Annotated in this window: 22 protein-coding genes; 8 read left to right on the plus strand and 14 right to left on the minus strand. The window is 72.3% G+C overall.

Annotation, left to right across the window (positions count from 1 at the left end):
* Window position 1: 1 nt before the first annotated feature.
* Entirely contained in the window at window positions 2–871 is an 870-nt protein-coding gene (locus ACWC2B_RS16025; RefSeq protein WP_450717206.1) for a hypothetical protein, read from the plus strand.
* 54 nt (window positions 872–925) lie between these two features.
* On the opposite strand, the gene pdxR is transcribed toward ACWC2B_RS16025, so the two are convergent.
* Window positions 926–2,332 carry a MocR-like pyridoxine biosynthesis transcription factor PdxR gene (gene pdxR / locus ACWC2B_RS16030; protein WP_450717066.1) on the minus strand — a complete coding sequence of 469 codons (1,407 nt, stop codon included), beginning with the start codon at window positions 2,330–2,332 and terminating at the stop codon, window positions 926–928.
* Window positions 2,333–2,378: 46 nt separating this feature from the next.
* On the opposite strand from pdxR, the gene ACWC2B_RS16035 reads away from it, so the two are divergent.
* Genes ACWC2B_RS16035 through ACWC2B_RS16045 form a run of 3 tightly spaced genes read left to right on the plus strand, consistent with a single transcriptional unit; the run spans window position 2,379 to window position 4,047 of the window.
* Complete coding sequence (locus ACWC2B_RS16035) at window positions 2,379–2,876, plus strand: carboxymuconolactone decarboxylase family protein (protein WP_450717067.1); 498 nt, start codon at window positions 2,379–2,381, stop codon at window positions 2,874–2,876.
* Complete coding sequence (locus ACWC2B_RS16040) at window positions 2,873–3,331, plus strand: carboxymuconolactone decarboxylase family protein (protein ID WP_450717068.1); 459 nt, start codon at window positions 2,873–2,875, stop codon at window positions 3,329–3,331. Before ACWC2B_RS16035 ends, ACWC2B_RS16040 begins: the two co-directional genes overlap by 4 nt.
* Entirely contained in the window at window positions 3,319–4,047 is a 729-nt protein-coding gene (locus ACWC2B_RS16045) for an isocitrate lyase/PEP mutase family protein (protein ID WP_450717069.1), read from the plus strand. The genes ACWC2B_RS16040 and ACWC2B_RS16045 overlap by 13 nt, the downstream gene beginning before the upstream one ends.
* Window positions 4,048–4,153: 106 nt before the next feature.
* On the opposite strand, the gene ACWC2B_RS16050 is transcribed toward ACWC2B_RS16045, so the two are convergent.
* Both ACWC2B_RS16050 and ACWC2B_RS16055 read right to left on the minus strand, forming a co-directional pair.
* Window positions 4,154–4,660 (minus strand): hypothetical protein, encoded by a 507-nt coding sequence (locus tag ACWC2B_RS16050; RefSeq protein ID WP_450717070.1) that lies wholly within the window; start codon window positions 4,658–4,660, stop codon window positions 4,154–4,156.
* Window positions 4,660–4,905 (minus strand): helix-turn-helix transcriptional regulator, encoded by a 246-nt coding sequence (locus tag ACWC2B_RS16055; RefSeq protein ID WP_344375383.1) that lies wholly within the window; start codon window positions 4,903–4,905, stop codon window positions 4,660–4,662. Before ACWC2B_RS16055 ends, ACWC2B_RS16050 begins: the two co-directional genes overlap by 1 nt.
* A 52-nt stretch (window positions 4,906–4,957) precedes the next feature.
* On the opposite strand from ACWC2B_RS16055, the gene ACWC2B_RS16060 reads away from it, so the two are divergent.
* Window positions 4,958–5,275, plus strand: coding sequence for a hypothetical protein (locus ACWC2B_RS16060; RefSeq protein WP_450717071.1), 318 nt, complete (start codon window positions 4,958–4,960; stop codon window positions 5,273–5,275).
* A gap of 81 nt (window positions 5,276–5,356) precedes the next feature.
* Here ACWC2B_RS16060 and ACWC2B_RS16065 read toward each other — a convergent pair whose 3' ends face one another.
* The 6 genes from ACWC2B_RS16065 to ACWC2B_RS16090 form a co-directional block, all read right to left on the minus strand.
* Window positions 5,357–6,346 carry a malate dehydrogenase gene (locus ACWC2B_RS16065; RefSeq protein WP_450717072.1) on the minus strand — a complete coding sequence of 330 codons (990 nt, stop codon included), beginning with the start codon at window positions 6,344–6,346 and terminating at the stop codon, window positions 5,357–5,359.
* A 183-nt stretch (window positions 6,347–6,529) separates the two neighbouring features.
* Window positions 6,530–7,525, minus strand: coding sequence for a DUF2690 domain-containing protein (locus tag ACWC2B_RS16070; RefSeq protein ID WP_450717073.1), 996 nt, complete (start codon window positions 7,523–7,525; stop codon window positions 6,530–6,532).
* A gap of 162 nt (window positions 7,526–7,687) precedes the next feature.
* Entirely contained in the window at window positions 7,688–8,362 is a 675-nt protein-coding gene (locus ACWC2B_RS16075; protein ID WP_450717074.1) for a response regulator, read from the minus strand.
* On the minus strand, window positions 8,359–9,528 hold the full coding sequence (locus tag ACWC2B_RS16080) for a sensor histidine kinase (RefSeq protein ID WP_450717075.1): 1,170 nt from the start codon (window positions 9,526–9,528) through the stop codon (window positions 8,359–8,361). The genes ACWC2B_RS16075 and ACWC2B_RS16080 overlap by 4 nt, the downstream gene beginning before the upstream one ends.
* Before the next feature lie 259 nt (window positions 9,529–9,787).
* Entirely contained in the window at window positions 9,788–10,282 is a 495-nt protein-coding gene (locus ACWC2B_RS16085; protein WP_450717076.1) for a DUF3017 domain-containing protein, read from the minus strand.
* 20 nt (window positions 10,283–10,302) lie between these two features.
* On the minus strand, window positions 10,303–11,163 hold the full coding sequence (locus tag ACWC2B_RS16090) for a bifunctional methylenetetrahydrofolate dehydrogenase/methenyltetrahydrofolate cyclohydrolase (protein WP_344375376.1): 861 nt from the start codon (window positions 11,161–11,163) through the stop codon (window positions 10,303–10,305).
* A gap of 207 nt (window positions 11,164–11,370) precedes the next feature.
* Between ACWC2B_RS16090 and ACWC2B_RS16095 the strand changes: the two genes are divergently transcribed.
* Window positions 11,371–12,120: an RDD family protein gene (locus ACWC2B_RS16095; protein ID WP_450717077.1), complete on the plus strand. Its 750-nt coding sequence runs from the start codon at window positions 11,371–11,373 to the stop codon at window positions 12,118–12,120.
* 76 nt (window positions 12,121–12,196) lie between these two features.
* Here the strand turns inward: ACWC2B_RS16095 and purH are convergent, their stop codons facing one another.
* Both purH and purN read right to left on the minus strand, forming a co-directional pair.
* The gene (purH, locus tag ACWC2B_RS16100; RefSeq protein ID WP_450717207.1) at window positions 12,197–13,831 is read right to left on the minus strand and encodes a bifunctional phosphoribosylaminoimidazolecarboxamide formyltransferase/IMP cyclohydrolase; all 1,635 of its coding nucleotides are present in this window, start codon (window positions 13,829–13,831) and stop codon (window positions 12,197–12,199) included.
* Window positions 13,758–14,363: a phosphoribosylglycinamide formyltransferase gene (gene purN / locus ACWC2B_RS16105; RefSeq protein WP_450717208.1), complete on the minus strand. Its 606-nt coding sequence runs from the start codon at window positions 14,361–14,363 to the stop codon at window positions 13,758–13,760. The genes purH and purN overlap by 74 nt, the downstream gene beginning before the upstream one ends.
* A gap of 338 nt (window positions 14,364–14,701) precedes the next feature.
* Between purN and ACWC2B_RS16110 the strand changes: the two genes are divergently transcribed.
* The gene (locus tag ACWC2B_RS16110; protein ID WP_450717078.1) at window positions 14,702–15,469 is read left to right on the plus strand and encodes a hypothetical protein; all 768 of its coding nucleotides are present in this window, start codon (window positions 14,702–14,704) and stop codon (window positions 15,467–15,469) included.
* 15 nt (window positions 15,470–15,484) lie between these two features.
* Here ACWC2B_RS16110 and ACWC2B_RS16115 read toward each other — a convergent pair whose 3' ends face one another.
* Entirely contained in the window at window positions 15,485–17,440 is a 1,956-nt protein-coding gene (locus tag ACWC2B_RS16115; protein ID WP_450717079.1) for a cell division protein PerM, read from the minus strand.
* Window positions 17,441–17,613: 173 nt separating this feature from the next.
* Here ACWC2B_RS16115 and ACWC2B_RS16120 point away from each other — a divergent pair, with 173 nt between their 5' ends.
* Entirely contained in the window at window positions 17,614–19,251 is a 1,638-nt protein-coding gene (locus ACWC2B_RS16120) for a sigma factor-like helix-turn-helix DNA-binding protein (RefSeq protein ID WP_450717080.1), read from the plus strand.
* Window positions 19,252–19,339: 88 nt separating this feature from the next.
* Here the strand turns inward: ACWC2B_RS16120 and sucD are convergent, their stop codons facing one another.
* Window positions 19,340–20,224, minus strand: a complete 885-nt coding sequence (gene sucD / locus ACWC2B_RS16125) for a succinate--CoA ligase subunit alpha (protein WP_450717081.1) — start codon at window positions 20,222–20,224, stop codon at window positions 19,340–19,342.
* Window positions 20,225–20,246: 22 nt separating this feature from the next.
* Window positions 20,247–21,425, minus strand: a complete 1,179-nt coding sequence (gene sucC, locus ACWC2B_RS16130) for an ADP-forming succinate--CoA ligase subunit beta (RefSeq protein WP_450717082.1) — start codon at window positions 21,423–21,425, stop codon at window positions 20,247–20,249.
* Between the last annotated feature and the right edge of the window lie 170 nt (window positions 21,426–21,595).

Raw genomic sequence — 21,595 nt, forward strand, 5'->3', positions numbered from 1 at the left:
GATGATCTGCGCCCTCGCGTCCGCGGTCTGCTTCGGTACGGCCACCGTCCTCCAGGCCGCCGCGACGCGCGCCGCCGAGCCGAGTACGGGGACGGGCGCCGGTTCCGGTGTCGACGCGGCGCTGCTCCTTCGCGCCGTACGCCAGTGGCGCTATGTCGCGGGTCTTGCGCTCGACGGTCTCGGCTTCGTCTTCCAGATCCTCGCCCTGCGGTCGGTGCCGATCTACGCGGTCGGCGCGGCGCTCGCCGCCTCGCTCGCGGTGACGGCCGTGGTCGCGGCCCGCGTCCTCAAGGTCCGGCTTTCCGGTACGGAGTGGGCGGCGGTCGGGGTGGTCTGCGCGGGGCTCGCCATGCTCGGCCTGTCGTCCGGCGCCGAGGGGAAGGAAGCGGGCCCGGCCTCCCTGCACTGGTGGCTGCTCGGGGTGGCCGCCGCGGTCCTCGCCGCGGGCGCGGTCGGGGGACGGCTGCCGGACCGCGCCCGGGCGCTGGTCCTCGGGCTCGGCGCGGGCTGCGGATTCGGCGTGGTCGAGGTCGCGGTCCGCCTCATCGACGACCCCTTCGACCTGACGAATCCCGCGCTGTACGCCCTGCTGCTCGGCGGGGGCGCCGCGTTCCTGCTGCTCACCTCGGCCCTGTCGCGCGGTTCGGTGACCACGGCGACGGCGGGCATGGTCATCGGCGAGACCATCGGCCCGGCCCTGGTCGGTGTGGCCTGGCTGGGCGACCGCACCCGGGACGGACTCGGCTGGCTGACGGTCACCGGCTTCGCGGTGGCGGTGGCCGGCGCGCTCGCCCTGGCCCGCTTCGGCGAGGCCCCGGAACCCGAGGCGGAGCCCGCGCTCCAGGACGCCCAGGACGCCCGGGACCGCTGAAGCCGGCTGGGCGGCCCTGGGCCTCCGGCACTGCCGGGCCGCCCTGGACGCCCGCTAGGGCAACGCCCGGCACAGCGCGTCCAGCGCCCCCGTCCACGCCGAGTCCGGCGGCGTCCCGTACCCCACCACCAACGCGTCCCGGTCCGGGGCGAGTTCGGGATGGCGGAAGCGGGAGAGGCCTTCCAGGGCCAGGCCCTGCCAGGTGGCGGCCTGGATGATGGAGCGCTCGGTGCCGGGCGGGAGTTCGACCAGGGCGTGCAGCCCGGCCGCGATGCCGCTGACCCGCACCTCGGGGGCCCGCTCGGCGAGGGCGGTCACCAACTGGTCGCGGCGGCGCCGGTAGCGCAGCCGCATGCCGCGCACATGGCGGTCGTACGCGCCGGAGCGGATGAACTCGGCGAGGGTCAGCTGGTCGAGCGCGCCGCACGACCAGTCCCCGCCCTTCGCCTGCGCGACCTCGCCGGCGAGGTGCTCGGGCAGCACCATCCAGCCGAGGCGAAGCCCGGGCGCCAGGGACTTGCTCGCGGTGCCGATGTAGACGACGTGCTCGGGGTCGAGGCCCTGGAGCGCGCCGACCGCCTTGCGGTCGTAGCGGAACTCCCCGTCGTAGTCGTCCTCCACGATCAGCCCGCCGGTGCCGCGCGCCCAGTCGACGGCGGCCGCGCGCCGGTCCGGCTGGAGCGGCACCCCGATCGGGAACTGGTGCGCGGCCGTCATCAGCACCGCTCCCACCCCCTTCATCGCCCCCAACTCCTCGGTGCGGGTGCCCAGTTGATCGAGGGGCAGCGGCGGGGTGCGCAGCCCGGCGTCGTTCAGCACCTTCCAGTGGAAGTCGAGGCCGTACGACTCGACCGCCATCTCCCGCACCCGGCGGGCCCGCAGCACCTTGGCCGTCAGCATCAGGCCGTGCAGGAACCCGGAGCAGACCACGATGCGGTCCGGCGACGCGTACACCCCGCGCGCCCGGGCCAGATAGTCCGCCAGGACCGTGCGCAGCTCGACCCGGCCGCGCGGATCGCCGAAGCCGAACGCCTCGTGCGGGGCGTCGGTGAGCGCCCGGCGGGCAGCCTTGAGCCACTCGGCGCGCGGGAAGGAGGCGAGGTCGGGCGAGCCCGCCATCAGGTTGTACGTGGGTTTGCGGCGGGCCGGGAGGCGGCGGGTGTGGCCGCGGTCCGGGCGGGCCGTGGCGCGCTGGGCCACCGTCGTGCCGGAGCCCTGGCGTGCGGTGAGCCAGCCCTCGGCGACGAGTTCGGCGTACGCGTCGGCGACGGTGTTGCGGGCGATCCCGAGGTCCGCGGCGAGCGAGCGCGAGGACGGCAGCCGGGTGCCGGGGCTGAGCCGTCCACTGCGTACGGCTTCGCGCAGCGCGTCCGTGAGGCCCGAGCGCAGGCCCGCGCCGCCCACGTCGATGTGCAGATCGACACCAAGGGTTTCCGGAGAAGTGGCCCAGGATTTCACCATGGGAATGGACCATACCCGGGTGCCACACGCGCCGTACCTTCGTTCCATGACCACGAACGAGACCAAGACGTACGCACCCGAGCGGGCCCCGCGCCTCCAGTGGGCCAAGGCAGCGCCCGAGGTCTACAAGGCCATGATCAAGCTGTCCGCGGCAGCCGAGCGGGGGCTCGACCCGGTGATCGCCGAGCTGGTGAAGATCCGCGCCTCGCAGCTCAACCACTGCGCCCTCTGTCTGGACATGCACACCAAGGACGCCCTCGCGGCGGGCGAGTCGGTGGAGCGGATCGTGCAGCTCAGCGCCTGGGAGGAGTCGGCGCACTTCTACACCGAGAAGGAGCTCGCGGCGATCGAGCTGACCGAGGCGGTCACGGTCCTCACCGACGGGTTCGTACCGGACGAGGTGTACGAGAAGGCGGCCGAGCAGTTCGAGGAGACGGAGCTGGCGCAGCTCATCTCGACCATCGCCATGATCAACGCCTGGAACCGCTTCGGCGTGACCACGCGCGGCGCGGCCGGCCACTACACGCCCGGAATGTACAAGTGAGCACCGGCGCACGGGAGTTCCAGGTCCCCGAGGACGTCTACCTGAGCCTCGCCGGGCTCGGAGCGGCCGCCAAGCGGGGGCTCGGCGACCCGGTCCTGGCCGAGCTGGTGATGATCCGTGCGTCGCAGCTCAACCACTGCGCGTTCTGCCTGGACATGCATCTCGCGGCCGCCCGCAAGGGCGGCGAGGCCGAGGAGCGGCTCGGCCTTCTCGCCGCGTGGGAGGAGGCCGGCGACCTGTTCACCCGACAGGAGCGTGCGGCCCTCGCCCTGACCGAGGCGGTCACCGTCCTGGCCGAAGGCTTCGTACCCGACGAGGTGTACGAGAAGGCCGCCCAGCACTTCACCGAGACCCAACTCGCCCATCTCATCGCGGCGATCACCGTCATCAACAGCTGGAACCGGCTGATGGTGACCCGCCGCACGGCACCCGGAGAGACCGAATGGCACAGCTGAACCCGGCCGCCACGTTCCGCGCCCTGCACCAGGGCCGAGCCTCCGGCGATCCGCTGATCCTGCCGGGACCCTGGGACGCGGCCAGCGCCCGGGTCTTCGAGGAAGCCGGCTTCCCGGCCCTGGCCACGCCGAGCGCGGGGGTGGCGGCGTCGCTGGGGTACGAGGACGGATCCACCCCGGCGGACGAGATGTTCGCCGCCGTGACCCGGATCGTGCGGTCCGTGTCGATCCCCGTCTCGGCGGACATCGAGGGCGGCTACGGCCTCGCCCCCAAGGAGCTGGTGGCCCGGCTCCTGGAGACGGGCGCGGTCGGCTGCAACCTGGAGGACTCCGCCGAGGGCGCCCTCAAGGACCCGGCCCGGCACGCCGACTGGCTGGCCGAGGTGCGGGCGGAGGCGGGCGACCGGCTGTTCGTCAACGCCCGCGTCGACACGTACATCCGCGGGCTGCCCGAGCTGGACGCGACGATCGCGCGCGCCCGGGCGTACGTGGCGGCGGGCGCGGACGGCGTCTACCCGTTCGCCGCGCCGGCCGAGCACCTCCCGGAGATCGCCAAGGCCGTGCCGGTGCCGGTCAACATGGCGGTCCTGCCGGACGCCCCGGGGCCGCGCCGCCTCGGCGAACTGGGCGCGGGCCGCATCACGTTCGGCCCCGGCCTGCAGATCCGCGCGACACACGCGCTGCGCGACATCGCCCGCCAGGTGCGCGAGCTGTAGTCGCCGTACGCGGATGAGGGTGCCCCCGGCCTTGTGCGGCCGGGGGCACCCTCATGTGCGTACCGGCCGTTCGTCGGCCGGGGGCACCCTCACATCCGCGTACTGGCTACTCGTCGTCCGGCTCGTCCTGGGCGCGCAGGCCCGCCACCCACATCGGCATCAGCCAGTGCGTGACGAGGACGCCGAGCAGCACCCGGAAGACCGTCGTTCCACCCAGGGCGCCGCCCGCCATCCCGTACCCGCCGACGGCCACGACGGCGGCGAGCAGCAGGGCGGTGGTGATGCGGTGGGCGCGGGCAAGGACCTCGCTGCGCTCGGCGCGCTGGCGCTCGTCCAGGGCCCGGCGGCGCAGTTCGAGCAGGCCGCGCGTCGAGGCGTTGATGGCGCCGGTGGCCACGCACCACGGCAGCAGCAGCGCGACCAGCAGGCACACCGCGACTATCGAGTTGTCGATCACGGTGCCCAGGAAGGCCGCCACGAACGCGGCCGTCAGGGCGATGTGGACCGCGACCAGAACCCGCCTGCGCCCGGCCGTCGCGTACAGCGGCGCCGCCTCGCGCCGGTTCATGATCTCCTGCATGCGCCGGTCGTAGCGCGTCAGCTGGCCGTTCATCACTGGTTCCTCCCGTAGGCCTCGTCGGTGAGCGGGCGGAACGGTTCGAGGGAGAACAGCGCCTCCACCGGAAGCCCGAAGTACTGCGCGATCTTCAACGCCAGGTCGAGGCTCGGGTTGTACTGCCCCCGCTCGATGTAGCCGATGGTCTGGTAGTGCGCGCCCACCGCCTCGGCCAGGCTCTGTCGCGACACCTTGCGCTCGGCACGCACCATCGCCAACCTGTTGTGCACCTGCTCGCTCATGTATAAGAAGTACTACATTGGTGAGCACAGACACAACAATCGGGGAGAGTGCATGTTTGGCCGCAAGGAGCTTTCGGTGCTGGTGCTGCGCGACGCGGACGACATCGTCCGGTCACTGAGGGAGGCGCTGGAGGGTGCCGGAGAGGCGGAGCGGCCGGGTCTGGAGGCGGCCATCGAGATGGCCGAGCGGGCGGCGGCCGTACCGGACCGCGAGCTGCGCGCCCGCTGGGTGCGCGAGCAGCGGGCCTCGGTCGGCTACACGGGCCCGGACGACGAGTCGGTGCACGCCATCAAGGCGCTCCGCGAGGCCCAGCCGGGGCTCAGCCTGCTGTCCGCCGTACAGCTGACGAGGGACGCCGTGCGGCAGTAGCCGGGAACGGGCGAAGCCCCGGCAGTGGCTGCCGGGGCTTCGTCGATGGGCCGGCCCGTGTCAACGGGCTTGCCGCTGGGCTCAGATGAGGCCGAGCTCGCGGACCGCGTCGCGCTCCTCGGCGAGCTCCTTGACGGAGGCGTCGATGCGCTTGCGGGAGAACTCGTTGATGTCCAGGCCCTGGACGATCGAGTACACGCCGTCCTTGACGGTGACGGGGAAGGAGGAGATGAGGCCCTCGGGGACGCCGTAGGAGCCGTCCGACGGGATGCCCATCGAGGTCCAGTCGCCCTCGGCGGTGCCGTTGACCCAGGTGTGGACGTGGTCGATGGCGGCGTTGGCGGCCGAGGCGGCCGAGGACGCGCCACGGGCCTCGATGATCGCCGCGCCGCGCTTGGCGACGGTCGGGATGAACTCGTCGGCCAGCCACTTCTCGTCGCCCACGACCTCGGCGGCGTTCTTGCCCGCGATCTCCGCGTGGAAGATGTCGGGGTACTGGGTCGCCGAGTGGTTGCCCCAGATGGTCAGGCGCTTGATGTCGGAGACCGTGGAGCCGGTCTTCTTCGCCAGCTGGGAAATCGCCCGGTTGTGGTCCAGACGGGTCATCGCGGTGAAGCGCTCGGCCGGTACGTCCGGGGCCGAGGCCTGCGCGATGAGCGCGTTGGTGTTGGCCGGGTTGCCGACGACGAGGACCTTGATGTCGTCCGCGGCGTTGTCGTTGATGGCCTTGCCCTGCGGCTTGAAGATGCCGCCGTTGGCGGACAGCAGGTCGCCGCGCTCCATGCCCTTGGTGCGCGGGCGGGCGCCGACGAGCAGGGCCACGTTGGCGCCGTCGAAGGCGACGTTGGCGTCGTCCGTGATGGTGATGTCGCGCAGCAGCGGGAAGGCGCAGTCGTCGAGCTCCATGGCGGTGCCCTCGGCGGCCTTCAGGGCCGGGGTGATCTCCAGGAGGCGCAGGTTGACCGGCACGTCCGGGCCGAGCAGGTGACCGGAGGCGATGCGGAAGAGCAGCGCGTAGCCGATCTGGCCGGCCGCGCCGGTGACGGTGACATTCACGGGAGTGCGGGTCATGGCGATCTCCGTTAGAAACAGCGGGTGGTGGGGGGTTGCCCCTCGTTTCCGGGCACCCCGTACGCCGGAAACCTGACGTGCGACCGTCTGAATCTTGACGTGAAGAGATGTCCAGCGGTCAGGCTATCCGACCCTGGGCGTCCCACACCCCCGTACACCTGTGGGACGCCTCACGCTGATCGATCATTGACCGGTAACGGCCGATCCCGACTTGCCCGTGAGCCCCGCGGCGGCCTTTCCGGCGGCGCAGCCGCTCTTCCCGCTCTTCAGCGTGGCGCACGCCTTCGCGGCCGCCGGGCCGTCGACGGCGAGCATCTTGGTGTACGTGTCGCGGTACGCGTCCGCCACCACCGCGTCCCCCGCCGTGCCACCCGCGCTGATCTGCAGCCGGTCCCCCGGGGCGACCTGCTTGAGCCTGGCCCAGGCGGCGCCGCACGTCTTGCTGTAGCGCACCTCGACGACCGAGACGCCGACCCTGGCGCTGCCCACCGTCTGGACCAACTTGTCGGTGCAGCCCATCGCTTCGGGGTCCTGGCCGGTGCAGGAGGCTGCGACGCACTTGACCCCGGCGGGCAGCACGGGCGCCGGGGCGGAGTGGCTCGGGGTGGGCTTGGCCTGCGGTTTGTCGTCGCTCTTGCCGAGGTCGGTGAGGAGCACGGCGGAGGTGATGACGAGGAGCGCGCCGACGACCCCGGCCAGGAACATGATGATCCGGCGCCGGTTGTGCCCCGGCCCCGCGGGCGGCTTGGGCGCCCACTGCTTCGCCTGTTTCGGCCGCCGGTCGGTGAGCCCCGCGCTGGGCGACTGGGCGCGCACCCCGCCCGGAGCCTCGGCCGGCCCGAACTCGCCGAGCGCGGCCCGCGCCTGGGCCACCCGGCCTGCCTCGATGGTGCGGTCGTGCCGCTGCTCGGAGCGGCTCCAGGCCCGCTCGGCCAGCTCCCACATGGTGGTCAGGTGGACGGGGTTGGTGCCGGTCACCTCGGCGAGTGCGAGGACGGCCGCCTTGGGGGCGAGGAGGCGGCCGCCGAGATACCGCTCCCAGGACGTCCTGCTGTACCCGGTCCGGTCGGCTATCGCCGCGACGCTGAGCCCGCTGCGGTCCACCAGCCTGCGCAGCTGGCTCGCGAACTCCCGCACCTGTGGGTCGAGTTCCTCCGGCAGCGCCTTCCAGCGAGGCATCGCTCCCCCAAATTTTCGTCACTACCCCCAGGGATGCACGGGCCCAGGATGTCAGTTCCCGCAGTGGTGCGCACCGGGACGAAGGAGGTGACTCGGGGCGGGTGGGGACGTTCGGAGCCGGTGTCCGGACCGCGGACCCGGGCGGGGTTTAGACACAGGCTCTCAGGAGCGGGCGCCGCCCGGGGTGACCAGGCCGGTCTCGTACGCCACCACCACCGCCTGGGCCCTGCTGTCCAGGTCGAGTTTGCTCATGGTGCGGTTGAGGTGGGTCTTGACGGTGGCTTCGCTGATGAACAGCTGGTCGGCGATCTCCAGGTTCGACATGCCGTGCGCGGTCAGGCGCAGCACCTCCGTCTCGCGGGCGGTCAGCGCGCCGATCTCGGGCGGCGGTTCGTCGCCGGGCCGTCCGGTGCGGGAGGCGAAGGCCTCGACCAGGCGGCGGGTGACGCTGGGCGCGAAGAGGCCGTCGCCGCCGCCGACCGCGGCGACCGCCGCGAGCAGCCGCTCGGGCCCGGAGTCCTTGAGCAGGAAGCCGGCGGCGCCGGCGCGCAGCGCCTGGTAGACGTACTCGTCGAGGTCGAAGGTGGTCAGGATGAGGATGCGCGGCGCGGGATCGGGGGCCTCGGCGAGGATGCGCCGGGTGGCCTCGATGCCGCTCGTGCCGGGCATCCGGATGTCCATGAGGATCACGTCGGGGCGCGTCGCGGCGGCCTGGCGGACCGCTTCGGCGCCGTCGCCCGCCTCCCCCACCACCTCGATCCCGGGCGCGGCCCTCAGCAGTCCGACCAGTCCGGCCCGGATGAGGAACTGGTCGTCGACGACGAGCACCCTGATCATCCCGATGCGTCTTCTTCCCCCTGAACCGCCCCTGCGGAGGTCGGCAGGGTCAGGGTCACGGCGAACCCGCCTTCGCTCCGCGGGCCGACGCTGATCGACCCGCCGTAGAGCTTGGCCCGCTCTCGCATGCCAATCAAGCCGTGTCCACCACCCGTACGCACTCTGTCCGAAATCACCCCCTCCCGCTCGGCACCCTTGCCCTCATTGATGACCGAAACAGTCAACTCATGCTGTTCGTAGCGGAGTTGGACCTCTGCCCGGGTTTTTCCGGCATGCTTGAGTACGTTGGTGAGCGCCTCCTGCACCACGCGGTAGGCGCACAGTTCGACGCCGGGGGCCAGCGGGCGCGGGGTGCCCAGGGTGCGGACGGTGACGGGAGTGCCGGCGGCCCGGATGCGGTCGGCGAGCTCGCCGATCCGGTCCAGGCCCGGCATGGGGGCGGCGGGCGCCCCGTCCTCGGCCTCGCGCAGCACCTGGAGCATCCGGCGCAGCTCGTCCAGGGCCTCGGCGCTGGCCCCGGAGATGGTGGCGAGCGCGGCCCGCGCGGTGGGCGGATCGGAGTCGAAGACGAATCCGGCGAGCCCGGCCTGCACGGAGATCACCGACATGTGGTGGGCGACCACGTCGTGCAGCTCCCTCGCTATCCGGCCGCGTTCGGCGGCCACCTCCCGCCGGGCCCGCTCGGCCTGTTCGCGCCGGAGCTGGCGGGTGAGCTCACTGGAGCGGCGGGCGATCGCCCCGAAGCGGATCAGGACGAGGGCGAAGACGAGGGCCTGGGTGACGACGGACGCCATGGACCCGCGCGGGCTCGCCGCCACCCCGGCGTAGATCCAGGCCCCCACCATGACGACGCCGCAGGCCACAGCCGTACGCAGGGCGCACAGGGACGCCACCGTGTACAGCGAGAGCATCGGGCCGAAGGTGGTCACGACCGGCCAGTACCCGCTCGCCACGTACACGACGAAGACGAGGTGCGTCCACAGCAGTACGGCCAGCGGCGCCCGGACGCGGAACGCGAGCGGCAGCCCGGCCGACGCGACCAGCAGATACCCCCAGGCGTCCAGCGGATCCCAGCCCTGGCTCCCGGACTCCTGGCCGAGCACCGCGGAGGCCCCGGTCAGGGCCACGGCGATGAGCGCATCGGCGAATTGGGGGCGGATCCGCATCGTCGCAGGGTAGCCCCGTCGCGGCCCCGTGGACGTCAACCCGTGGCGGTACTGCGGCAGTTGCAGGGGCCTTTGGGTCTACTGCCGCTGTACTGGCGGGAGTTCAACCTGACGAGGGACGATCTGGTGGCCGTACGGCCGTAGGTTCTTGGACCAGATGCCGGTCGGCGGGGGACGGCGGCGCCCCGCACTCATCCGGGGGAGAGTGCGGGGCGTGCCGATGCGGTACCGAGAAGCGCCCTGAGGGGAGCCGGAACCGCTACCGGACCGTGAAGTGAACCGCGTCCTCAAGGAACGGCACGTTCAGCCAAGGGCGGGGCTGAGCCATCAGGGCGAGCAGCACGATGGCCACCCCGAGCATCCCGTACGTGGTGATGTCGGTGAAGCGGGACCGAACCGCCAGCATGCCGACCGACGGCAGCGTCCACCGCAGGGCCGCCCCCGCCAGGAGAGCGGCGCCGATGATGACGAGCCCGACCCGGAAGGCCTGGCCGAACGGTTCGGTCGCCACCATCAGGAGCCCGAAGCCGACCGCGACCAGAACGGAGAGCAGCGGCCATTGGCGGGCGGGTGCGGACGCGTCCCCGGGTGCGGCACGGCCGCCGCCCTCGGGGCGTGCGGTGTCCCGTGTGATGGACGGGAACCGCCGCGAGCCGCCCTTGCGGGGCCGCGCCGAGGGCGCGTCCGCGGTGGAATCAGCCGCGGCCGAGGGCTCCGCGTCCTTGGACGGCTCGGGACTCGTACCAGCACCCATGGGGCCTCAGGCCTTTCCGGTCAGCCCGCGTCGGCGGCGAGCTCGGCCGCCTCGACGACGTTGACGAGCAGCTGGGCGCGGGTCATCGGGCCGACCCCGCCCGGGTTCGGCGAGAGCCAGCCGGCGACCTCGGCGACGCCGGGGTGCACATCGCCGACGATCTTTCCGCTCTCGTCGCGGCTGACGCCGACGTCGAGCACGGCCGCGCCCGGCTTCACGTCCTCCGGCTTGATCAGGTGCGGCACGCCCGCCGCGGCGATGACGATGTCGGCCTGCTTGAGGTGCGTCGACAGGTCACGCGTGCCGGTGTGGCACTGGGTGACCGTCGCGTTCTCGGAGCGCCGGGTGAGCAGCAGCGGCATGGAACGCCCGATGGTGACACCGCGTCCGACGACGACGACCTCGGCCCCGTTGATCTCCACCCCGTGCTTGCGGAGCAACTGGATGATGCCGTACGGGGTGCACGGCAGCGGTCCCGGCTCGTTGAGGACGAGGCGCCCGAGGTTCATCGGGTGCAGACCGTCGGCGTCCTTGGCCGGGTCCATCAGCTCCAGGATGCGGTTCTCGTCGATGCCCTTGGGCAGCGGCAGCTGGACGATGTAGCCGGTGCACGCGGGGTCCTCGTTCAACTCCCGCACCACCGCCTCGATCTCGTCCTGCGTCGCGGTCGCGGGCAGCTCGCGCTGGATGGAGGCGATGCCGACCTGTGCGCAGTCGCGGTGCTTGCCCGCGACGTACTTCTGGCTGCCGGGGTCCTCCCCGACGAGCACGGTCCCCAGGCCGGGGGTGACGCCCCGCTCCTTCAGGGCCGCCACGCGGACGGCCAGTTCGGATTTGATCGCTGCGGCGGTGGCCTTGCCATCGAGAATCTGGGCGGTCATGTTTCCCATTCTTTCAGGGCGACGCGTGATCGCCCAAGTTGCACTTGCACAACACATCCAGCATTCGGCTGGACAAACTTATGTCTCATTTAGAACGATGATCCGCGCAGTGCCGCGGGCAGTGCCGGGGGGCTAACCGCTCAGAACAGCTTTTTCCTTCCGCTCGGGCCGCGTCGTCCCCGCAACACCAACGGAGGAAAATCCGTCATGAGCTTCGGCGACCCGAACAACCCCTACGGGCAGCAGCCCCAGCAGCCCCCGCAGGGCGGCAACCCGTACGGCCAGCAGCAGGGCCAGCCCGGCTACGGCTACCCCCAGCAGCCCCCGCAGGGCGTGCCGCCGCAGGGTTACGGCTACCCGCAGCAGCCGGGTCAGGTTCCCGGCCAGCCGCCGTACGGCGCGTACCCGCAGGCTCCCGGCACGCTCCAGGCCAACAACGGCTTCATCAACGTGCCGGCGCTCGGCACCGTCGAGGTCGCCTCGATGGGCCGCCGCCTGTGCGCGCGCCTCATCGACGGCGCCGCGATCGGCATCATCCTCGGCATCATCATGAGCGTCGGCCTGGCCAGCGCCGTCGGCATCGCCAAGGACTGCGACCCCAACTCGTCCGACTACTCGTCCTGCATGAACGACGCGAGCGCGAGCATCATCACCGTGATGTTCACCTGGATCGCCGTCATCGGCGCCTTCACGCTGCTGTACGAGTGGCTGATGGTCTCCATCCTCGGCGCGACCCTGGGCAAGATGGCCCTCGGTCTGCGCGTGGTGAAGGAGAACACGGGCCAGAACCCGGGTCTGGGTGCGGGCTTCATCCGCTACATCATCCCGATCGTCGGCGCGTTCCTCTGCTACATCGGCGCCATCCTGGTCTACCTGTCGCCGTTCTTCGACAACTCCGGCAAGCTGCAGGGCTGGCACGACCGGGCCGCCGGCACGCTGGTGATCAAGAAGGCGTAACCGTCACCGTACGGTCGCCCGGGCCGCGCTCCTTTCGAGGGGCGCGGCCCTTCGCGTGTGCGGGGTCGGTGCGGGGTCAGTGGAAGAAGTGGCGCGTTCCGGTGAAGTACATCGTCACGCCCGCCTTCTTCGCGGCCTCGACCACCAGCTCGTCGCGGACCGAACCGCCGGGCTGGACCACGGCCTTGACGCCGGCGTTCGCCAGGATCTCGAAGCCGTCGGGGAACGGGAAGAACGCGTCGGACGCGGCGTACGAGCCCCGCGCGCGCTCCTCGCCGGCCCGCTCGACGGCGAGCTTCGCGGAGTCGACCCGGTTGACCTGGCCCATGCCGACGCCGACCGAGGCGCCGTCCTTGGCGAGCAGGATCGCGTTGGACTTGACCGCCCGGCAGGCGATCCAGGCGAAGGCGAGTTCCTTCAACTCGGCCTCGTTCAGGGCCGCTCCGCTGGCCAGCGTCCAGTTCGCGGGGTCGTCGCCCTCGGCCTGGAAGACGTCGGTCTGCTGGAGCACGGCGCCGCCGGAGACCGACTTGAGGTCGCCGGGCTGGTGCGGGGTGCCGGCCACCTTGAGCACCCGGATGTTCTTCTTGCGGGCCAGCACCTCGACGGCGCCGTCCTCGTAGTCCGGGGCCGCGATGACCTCGGTGAAGATCTCGGCGACCTGCTCGGCCATCGCCACCGTCACCGGCCGGTTGACCGCGATGACTCCGCCGAACGCGGAGAGCGGGTCGCACTCGTGGGCCTTGCGGTGGGCGGCGGCCAGGTCGGCGTCGATCGCGATGCCGCACGGGTTGGCGTGCTTGATGATCGCGACGCAGGGCTCGTCGTGGTCGTAGGCGGCGCGGCGCGCGGCCTCGGTGTCCACGTAGTTGTTGAAGGACATCTCCTTGCCGTGCAGCTGCTCGGCGTTGGCGAGCCCGCCGGGCTGGCCGTCGGTGTAGAGCGCGGCGGCCTGGTGCGGGTTCTCGCCGTAGCGCAGCGTCGACTTGCGCTCCCAGGTGCCGCCGAGGAACTCGGGCAGCGGGGCCCCGCCCTCCTCGGGCGCGTACACGTTGGTCATCCAGGACGCCACGGCCACGTCGTACGCGGCGGTGTGCTGGAACGCCTCTGCCGCCAGGCGCTTGCGGGCGGTGAGGTCGAAACCGCCGTTCTTGACGGCGTCGAGCACGGCCGCGTACCGCTGCGGGCTGGTGACCACGGCGACCGAGGGGTGGTTCTTGGCGGCGGCCCGGACCATCGAGGGCCCGCCGATGTCGATCTGCTCGACGCACTCGTCGGGGCTCGCGCCGGAGGCGACGGTCTCCTTGAACGGGTACAGGTTGACGACGACCAGCTCGAAGGGGCGCACGCCGAGCTCGTCGAGCTGCGCCCGGTGGGCGTCCAGGCGCAGGTCGGCGAGGATGCCCGCGTGCACCTTCGGGTGCAGCGTCTTGACCCGGCCGTCGAGGCACTCGGGGAACCCGGTGAGCTCCTCGACCTTGGTGACCGGCACCCCGGCCGCGGCGATCTTCGCGGCGGTCGACCCGGTGGACACCAGCTCGACCCCGGCCGCGTGGAGCCCTTGCGCCAGCTCCTCAAGACCCGTCTTGTCGTAGACGCTGACCAGCGCCCGCCGGATGGGCTTGACGGTGTCCGTACTAACCGAGTTCACCGATCTGAACCTTTCGTCCCTCAATGCGGTAGCCGTTACGGGCCAGGCGCCCCACGACATCGACGAGCAGCGCTCGCTCGACTTCCTTGATCCGCTCGTGCAGAGCGGCTTCATCGTCCTCGTCCCGGATCTCGACCACGCCCTGGGCGATGATCGGGCCGGTGTCGACGCCGTCGTCGACGAAGTGGACGGTGCACCCGGTCACCTTGGCGCCGTACGCGAGCGCGTCGCGGACGCCGTGGGCTCCGGGAAAACTGGGCAGCAGCGCGGGGTGGGTGTTGACCACACGTCCCCCGAACCGGGCGAGGAATTCCTTCCCCACGATCTTCATGAACCCGGCCGAGACGACCAGGTCCGGCGCGTACGCCTCGGTGGCGGCGGCCAGCGCGGCGTCCCACTCCTCGCGCGAGCCGTGGTCCTTGACCCGGCAGACGAAGGTCGGGATCCCGGCCCGCTCGGCGCGGTCCAGACCGGCGATGGAGTCCCGGTCGGCGCCGACGGCCACGATCTGGGCGCCGTATCCGCCCTGATCGGCGGCGATGGCATCGAGCAGGGCCTGCAGATTCGTGCCGGACCCGGACACCAGCACCACGAGCCGGGCGGGGCGTTGCGATGCGGACGGGGTTTCGTCAGGAGAGGCGGACGCGGAGGGGGGCGGGGAGGCCACAGCGGGGCTCTTTCTCGCGGTCGTACGTCTTTGTGTGGTCGTACGAACGAATCGTGCCCCTCGATACGGGGAACTCTACGAAAGCGCCGACCGTCAGCAACGATACCGGCACACCGGACGGCCCCCACGGGACGGGGGCCGGACCGCCAGGTAGCGTCTGGGAGGACGCCGCGAGACGAGACCTGTCTCACTTACTTGTTTGCGAGATGCGACCCCCTGGCCCGACCGGCCGGTCGTGGGTCCGAGGGGAAGACGTTCACCAGATGCCGGACCGACGCCACCAGCTGTTCGCAGCCCGCCAGTCCTCCACCCCCGGCTCCCCTCATTCGACGGACCCGGGGAACTCGGGACCGCAGGGCACGGGAAGCGGCACGGGAGCGGGCCCCGCCGACGACAACCCCTTCGCCCCGCCGCCCGAGGACCGCCCCGACCAGCCCTGGCAGCCGCGTCGCCCGGAATCGGGCGAAGGCCATGACCAGCAGGGTTCGCCCTGGGGCAGCCAGTGGAGCGACCAGCAGCCCGGCCGTGCGCCCGGCGGCTTCGGCCAGCGCCCCGAACGCCCCGAGGGCGGGCCCGGCCAGAACCCGCCGCCCCCGCCCGGGCTGCGCTGGGACCCCACGGACCCGTCCCAGCGCCGCGCCCGCTACGCGCTGCTGTCCGGGATGTGGGCCTTCTTCTTCGCCCTGTTCGACATGCCGGAGGTCGCCCTGCTCCTGGGGGCGCTCGGCCTGTACTGGGCGATCAGCTCCCTGCGGGCCAGGCCGAAGCCGCCGGAGGCACCGTCCGCCACGTCCCCGGCTCCCGCCGCCCCCACCGCTGCGCCGCAGGGCAGGCCGCAGATGACGGCGGCGGTGACGGGCCTGGTCACGGCGGTCCTGGCCCTGACGGTCGTGGCGTCGACCTACACGATGCAGATCGTGTACCGCGACTACTACACGTGCGTGGACGACGCCCTGACCAAGTCGGGCCAGCTGGCCTGCAACGACCTCCTCCCGGAGAAGCTGGTGCCGTTGTTCGGAGTCAAGGAGTAGTTCCGCCGGGCCGGCTCAGTCGACGGAGGGCCGTGGCGCCTTGGCGCCGTCCGGGTCCGGGTCGCGGTCGGGCCGGGATCCGAGGCCGGGCTCCGGCGGGGGCGCAGATTCCCGTGCGGGGTCGGGGTGGGACCGGGATTCGAAGCCGGGCTCCGGCGCGGGCGCGAACTCCCGTACGGGGTCGGGCTCCCCAGCGGGTCCCTGTGGCGGCGCGGGCTCTGATCGCGATGCGGGCCCTGGTTGCGATGCGGACTCCTGTTGGGCCGCGGGCTCCTGTTGCGGCACAGGCTCTCGTTGCGGTGCGGGGGCGCCGCCGGGCGCCGGACCGGCATCGATCCCCATCCGCTCAAGGAAGTCCCTCCCCACCCCGTCGGCCCAGGCGGGAAGTTGAGGAGCGGGGTCCGGGGCGGAGTCCGCACTCGGCAGAGCCGCATCGTGTTGCGGCGGGATGGGGCGGGGCAGGGCGGAATCCGCCGGCCCGGCCCCGGCGAGGTCCCCCGGGATGTCCGCCATGAGCCCGCCCGACGCCTCCTTGAGCGCCGCCCACCGCGCCTTCCGCGCCCCGTCCTCATGCCACAGCCCGCCCTCGCCCACCGGCGTGAAGTCGTAGTCGTGAGCGGGCCCGGCGGCCTCGGCCACCGGCGCGACCGGCTTGCGGCGGGGGCGCCACGCGAACACCCGCCCAACCCTGCCCCGCACCGAGCGCCGCGCGACAGAAGCCCCCCGCATCCACCAGCCCCGCAGGGCCAGCGCCCCCGGCACCCCCACCAGCACCGCCCACAGCAGCGCTGCACCCCCCGTACGCCACCAGACCGGGCCCAGCTCGACCAGCGCCCCCGTGCCGAGCGGCCCGTCCGCCATCGCCGCGAGTGACGCGAGTGCGCACCCGCACAACACCGCCCCGAGCAGCGCGGCCCGCGCGGTGGCCCGGCGCCCCCAGCCCTCGTCCACGGCCGCCCGCGCGGTGAACCGGGCCAGCACCACCCCCGCCACCAACGGCACCCCCGCCGCAGCCCAGTTCCACCAGGAACCGTGTTCGCCCGTCGGCACCGCCGCGAGCAGCGGGAAGTGCGGCAGCGCGGGTGTGCCCGCCACCCCCAGCGGGCTCGCCACCGCCCCCGTACCGACGGCGAAGCCGGGCCCGAGCCCGTACGACGCGCCCCACACCGCCGCGTTCGGCACCAGCGCGACGCCGAGCAGCAGCACCGAGAACCGCCCCGACCAGTCCTCGGCGAGCCGCAGGAACGCGTCCTGGGCGGCGCCGAGGTGCCAGGCGAGTCCGGCACCCGCGAGCAGCGCGCCGCCGCCGAGGAGCGCCGCGACGGCGGCCCCGGCGGACCGCGTGGCCGCTTTCGTACGAGCGTTCAGGAGCGCGTCCCGCACGTGGTCGTGCAGCCGGTCCTGCCACGGCCCGAGCGGTCGGCCGTACGCGGCCCAGACGCCGGAGCCGGCCGCGAGCCCCACCGCGAACGGCAGGTGCAGCACCGCGCTGAGCGGGTCGGCGGGCAGCGGACCGGCGGCCACGTACAGCACGACGGCGATGGCGATCGCGAGGTATCCGCAGGTCACCCCCCAGAACACGGCCCACCCGGAGGGCAGCGGCCCGAGGCCTCCCTCCTCGTGCGCGTCGTCCTCGCAAGTCAGCATCGCGTCACGGGCCGCACGGTGGGCGAGCCAGGCGGGCAGCACCACAAGGAGCAGCGGAACCAGGCCCACCGGGCCCGGCGGGCCGCTGAGCGTCTCGGGTCTGACCAGGTGTGTTCCATGGGCGAGCAGCCACAGCGAGGCGGCCGTGCGCAGGGCGCCGCCGGGCCCGCTGTCGGGGTACGGGGAGCTGATCCACAGCATGATCACGAGCACGGCCAGGGCGCCGAGCCCGAGCCCCGCCGCGATCGCGCCGCGCAGCAAACAGGTGGCGAGTACGGAGGAGCGCGCCTGCGCGGGATGCAACGGCAGGCTGCGGTCGGTCACTTGGGTCACCCCGCCATGCTGCCAACGACACGCGCTTTCTACGCGGAACAGGCGAATGCCCGATGTGTCGCCCAATATACGGTTATGTACTTTTTAGCCCGGGGCGTTTCGAGCTGCGTCGCCAAGGGTGCAACAGCCGCTACGGCCTTCGCGGGGAGCCCTGGGAGCCTTTTATGACACAGAGCACGGCCGATACCAATGACACCGGCGCCGGGTGCCCCCTGCCCACCCCCAAGGAACGGCGCCGCCTTCGGGAGGCGAAGGACCTGAGCGAGGCGCAGGTCGCGACGGCCGTCGGCGTCACGCGGAGGACCGTGCGCTCCTGGGAGACCGGACGCACCACGCCGCGCGGGCGCAAGGGCGAGAGTTACGCCCGGCTGCTCGCCGCCATCGAGGCGGAGATGGCGGCGGTGGCCGACCACGTGGCGGACCAGGTGGCCGACCCGGACGACCTCGACGACGGCGGACAGGAGGCACCCCGCCCGGCCGCCGCCCGAGCCCAGTCGGCGCACGGGGCCGAGCAGCCCGCGAAGCCGCACGCGGCGAACACCCGGCCCAAGCCGGCCGCCAAGAAGGCCGCGAAGCCCCCGGCCACCCCGCACACCCGCCACGACCGCCCGGCCCCGGCCCCAACTCCGGCCGCCTCCGTGCCCGTTCCCGCCGAGGAAGCGCTCAAGTCCGGCACGCCGACCGGCGCGGCAGCGCTGACCGGGGGCGGCGCCCGCACCCTGCCGGAGCGGCCCCAGGAGGCCGAGGAGCCGATGGCAGCGGCGGGGGAGCCCGGGGCCAGGACTCAGGCAGAGCCCGGTACGGAGGCCGGTACCCAGCCCGAGGCCGGGACCGGGACCGAGCCCGACGCCGGGACCACACGAGAGGCGCCCCCCTCGCCTCCCGCGCCCGCCGACCCCCCGCACCCCGAGCATCCCCCTGCCGTGCCGACGTCGGTGCCAGCGCCGACGCCGGTACCGGTGTCGGTGTCGGTCCCGCTCACGCCCGCCGAGGCGTTCGACGCGCTGTACCGCTCCACCGCGCCCGACCTCGCCCGGCAGGCCTATCTGCTCACCGGGCGGACCCGGCTTTCGCGCGAGTCGGTGGAGCGCGCCTTCCATCTGGCCTGGGAGAACTGGCCCGAGGTCGCCACCGACCGGGACCCGGCCGGGTGGGTGCGGGCGGCGGCGTACGAATACGCGATGGCCCCCTGGCACCGCTTCCGGCGCGCCCACAAACACCCCGACCAGCCGCCCGCCGAGCCCGAGCGCCGGGCGCTGCTCGACGCGCTGCTCGATCTGCCGCCCTCCTACCGGCGCACGGTGCTGCTGTACGACGGCCTCGGGCTCGACCTTCCGGAGACCGCCGCCGAGACGGAGGCCAGCACCCCGGCCGCCGCGAACCGTCTGCTGCACGCCCGGGACGCCATCGCCCGCCGGGTGCCCGCGGCGGCCGGAGCCGAGACGCCGGAGGCCCTCTCGTCCGTACTGCGCGAACGCATCACCGACCTCGCGCTCGCCGGGCCCGCCTCCGTCACCGCGCTGCCGTCCGCTCCGGTCGTACGCACCGGGGGCGAGCGGCGCCGCCAGTTCTGGACCCGCGCCGCGATCGCGTTCACCACGCTGATCGTGGGGGCGACGCTCTTCACCGTGGTGACGGTGCCGCACTACCACGTGCGCCCGGTGCCGCCCGGTGAACGCGTCGCCGACGTCCCCGTCAACAGCGGCCCGCAGTCGCTGACCGGCGAGGACGTCCAGCTGCGCGACAAGCTGCGCACGGAACCGGCCCGCGGGCCGCACCGCCTGGTCCTCGACATCCGCTGACCGGCCGTTCCCGTACGCGAACGCTGAAGGGCCCGCACCCCCCGAGAGGTGCGGGCCCTTCATGCTTAACCGCTACGCGAGGCGGTGCTCAGCTGCCGAGGATGGCGCGCGCGAGCTTGGCGGTCTCGGTCGGCGTCTTGCCTACCTTGACGCCGGCGGCCTCCAGGGCCTCCTTCTTCGCCTGGGCGGTGCCGGAGGAGCCGGAGACGATGGCGCCGGCGTGGCCCATGGTCTTGCCCTCGGGCGCGGTGAAGCCCGCGACGTAGCCGACGACCGGCTTGGTGACGTTGGCCTTGATGTAGTCGGCCGCACGCTCCTCGGCGTCGCCGCCGATCTCGCCGATCATCACGATCAGGTCGGTCTCGGGGTCGGCCTCGAACGCGGCGAGCGCGTCGATGTGCGTGGTGCCGATGACCGGGTCGCCACCGATGCCGACGGCGGACGAGAAGCCGATGTCGCGCAGCTCGTACATCATCTGGTAGGTCAGCGTGCCGGACTTCGACACCAAGCCGATACGGCCCGGCTTGGTGATGTCGCCCGGGATGATGCCGGCGTTGGACTGGCCCGGCGTGATCAGACCGGGGCAGTTCGGGCCGATGATGCGGGTCTTGTTGCCCTTGGCCTTCGCGTACGCCCAGAAGGCGGCGGAGTCGTGGACGGCGATGCCCTCCGTGATGACCACGGCGAGCGGGATCTCGGCGTCGATGGCCTCGACGACGGCGGCCTTGGCGAAGGCCGGCGGCACGAAGAGGACGGAGACGTCGGCGCCCGTCTTCTCCATCGCTTCCTTGACGGAGCCGAAGACCGGGACCTCGGTGCCGTCGAAGTCGACCGACGTGCCCGCCTTGCGGGGGTTCACGCCACCGACGATGTTGGTGCCGTCGGCCAGCATGAGCTTGGTGTGCTTCATGCCCGTGGCGCCGGTCATGCCCTGGACGATGACCTTGCTGTCCTTGGTGAGGAAGATAGCCATGGTGGTGTCTTAACCTCTTCCCTTACTTCGCAGCCGCGAGCTCGGCGGCCTTGTCGGCCGCGCCGTCCATGGTGTCCACGCGCTGCACCAGCGGGTGGTTGGCGTCGCTGAGGATCTTGCGACCCAGCTCCGCGTTGTTGCCGTCGAGACGGACGACCAGCGGCTTGGTGACCTCTTCGCCCTTCTCGGCGAGCAGGGCCAGCGCCTGGACGATGCCGTTGGCGACCTCGTCGCATGCGGTGATGCCACCGAAGACGTTGACGAACACGGACTTGACGTCCGCGTCGCCGAGGATGATCTCCAGGCCGTTCGCCATCACCTGGGCGGACGCGCCGCCGCCGATGTCGAGGAAGTTGGCCGGCTTCACGCCGCCGTGGGCCTCACCGGCGTACGCGACGACGTCCAGGGTGCTCATGACGAGACCCGCGCCGTTGCCGATGATGCCGACCTCGCCGTCGAGCTTGACGTAGTTGAGGTTCTTGGCCTTGGCGGCCGCCTCAAGGGGGTTGGCCGCGGCCTTGTCCTCAAGGGCCTCGTGGTCCGGCTGGCGGAACTCGGCGTTCTCGTCGAGCGACACCTTGCCGTCGAGGGCCAGGATGCGGCCGTCCTTGGTCTTGACCAGCGGGTTGACCTCGACGAGGAGAGCGTCCTCGGCGACGAAGGTCTTCCACAGGGTCACCATGGCCTCGGCGACGCCCTCGGCCACGTCGGCCGGGAACTTCGCCTGGGCCACGATCTCGCGGGCCTTCTCGATGTCCACGCCCTCGACGGCGTTGACGGGGACCTTCGCGAGGGCCTCGGGGGTCTTCTCCGCGACCTCCTCGATGTCCATGCCGCCCTGCACCGACGCCATCGCGAGGAAGGTGCGGTTGGTGCGGTCGAGGAGGTACGAGACGTAGTACTCCGCCTCGATCTCCGGGGACAGCTCGGCGATCATCACCTTGTGGACCGTGTGGCCCTTGATGTCCATGCCGAGGATGTCCGTCGCGCGGGCGACGGCCTCGTCCGCGTCGGCGGCCAGCTTCACGCCGCCGGCCTTGCCGCGGCCGCCGACCTTCACCTGCGCCTTGACGACCGACTTGCCGCCGAGACGCTCAGTGGCCTCGCGCGCCGCCTCAGGCGTGTCGATCACTTCACCGGCCAGCACCGGTACACCGTGCTTGGCGAAGAGGTCCCTCGCCTGGTACTCGAACAGGTCCACGCGCGTCCGTCCCTTTTCAGTGGTATCGCGGTTGCGTTGTCTGCTGGGCGTGCCGCGAAGGGCAACGTGACGGCGCTGTCACTGAGGGAGGCGTACACGGTGTCCGAGCACGCGGCATGTCCGTCTCGCAGGTTATCTCCGCAGGACGTAGGTCCCTAAATCGCAGATCA

This window comes from Streptomyces sp. NPDC001415, from assembly GCF_053597395.1.

Coding starts and splice junctions, on each gene's coding strand:
- ACWC2B_RS16025 (WP_450717206.1), top strand. CDS start 2: ATGATCTGCGCCCTCGCGTCCGCGGTCTGCTTCGGTACGGCCACCGTC.
- pdxR (WP_450717066.1), bottom strand. CDS start 2,332: ATGGTGAAATCCTGGGCCACTTCTCCGGAAACCCTTGGTGTCGATCTG.
- ACWC2B_RS16035 (WP_450717067.1), top strand. CDS start 2,379: ATGACCACGAACGAGACCAAGACGTACGCACCCGAGCGGGCCCCGCGC.
- ACWC2B_RS16045 (WP_450717069.1), top strand. CDS start 3,319: ATGGCACAGCTGAACCCGGCCGCCACGTTCCGCGCCCTGCACCAGGGC.
- ACWC2B_RS16050 (WP_450717070.1), bottom strand. CDS start 4,660: ATGAACGGCCAGCTGACGCGCTACGACCGGCGCATGCAGGAGATCATG.
- ACWC2B_RS16055 (WP_344375383.1), bottom strand. CDS start 4,905: ATGAGCGAGCAGGTGCACAACAGGTTGGCGATGGTGCGTGCCGAGCGC.
- ACWC2B_RS16060 (WP_450717071.1), top strand. CDS start 4,958: ATGTTTGGCCGCAAGGAGCTTTCGGTGCTGGTGCTGCGCGACGCGGAC.
- ACWC2B_RS16065 (WP_450717072.1), bottom strand. CDS start 6,346: ATGACCCGCACTCCCGTGAATGTCACCGTCACCGGCGCGGCCGGCCAG.
- ACWC2B_RS16070 (WP_450717073.1), bottom strand. CDS start 7,525: ATGCCTCGCTGGAAGGCGCTGCCGGAGGAACTCGACCCACAGGTGCGG.
- ACWC2B_RS16075 (WP_450717074.1), bottom strand. CDS start 8,362: ATGATCAGGGTGCTCGTCGTCGACGACCAGTTCCTCATCCGGGCCGGA.
- ACWC2B_RS16080 (WP_450717075.1), bottom strand. CDS start 9,528: ATGCGGATCCGCCCCCAATTCGCCGATGCGCTCATCGCCGTGGCCCTG.
- ACWC2B_RS16085 (WP_450717076.1), bottom strand. CDS start 10,282: ATGGGTGCTGGTACGAGTCCCGAGCCGTCCAAGGACGCGGAGCCCTCG.
- ACWC2B_RS16090 (WP_344375376.1), bottom strand. CDS start 11,163: ATGACCGCCCAGATTCTCGATGGCAAGGCCACCGCCGCAGCGATCAAA.
- ACWC2B_RS16095 (WP_450717077.1), top strand. CDS start 11,371: ATGAGCTTCGGCGACCCGAACAACCCCTACGGGCAGCAGCCCCAGCAG.
- purH (WP_450717207.1), bottom strand. CDS start 13,831: ATGTCGTGGGGCGCCTGGCCCGTAACGGCTACCGCATTGAGGGACGAA.
- ACWC2B_RS16110 (WP_450717078.1), top strand. CDS start 14,702: ATGCCGGACCGACGCCACCAGCTGTTCGCAGCCCGCCAGTCCTCCACC.
- ACWC2B_RS16120 (WP_450717080.1), top strand. CDS start 17,614: ATGACACAGAGCACGGCCGATACCAATGACACCGGCGCCGGGTGCCCC.
- sucD (WP_450717081.1), bottom strand. CDS start 20,224: ATGGCTATCTTCCTCACCAAGGACAGCAAGGTCATCGTCCAGGGCATG.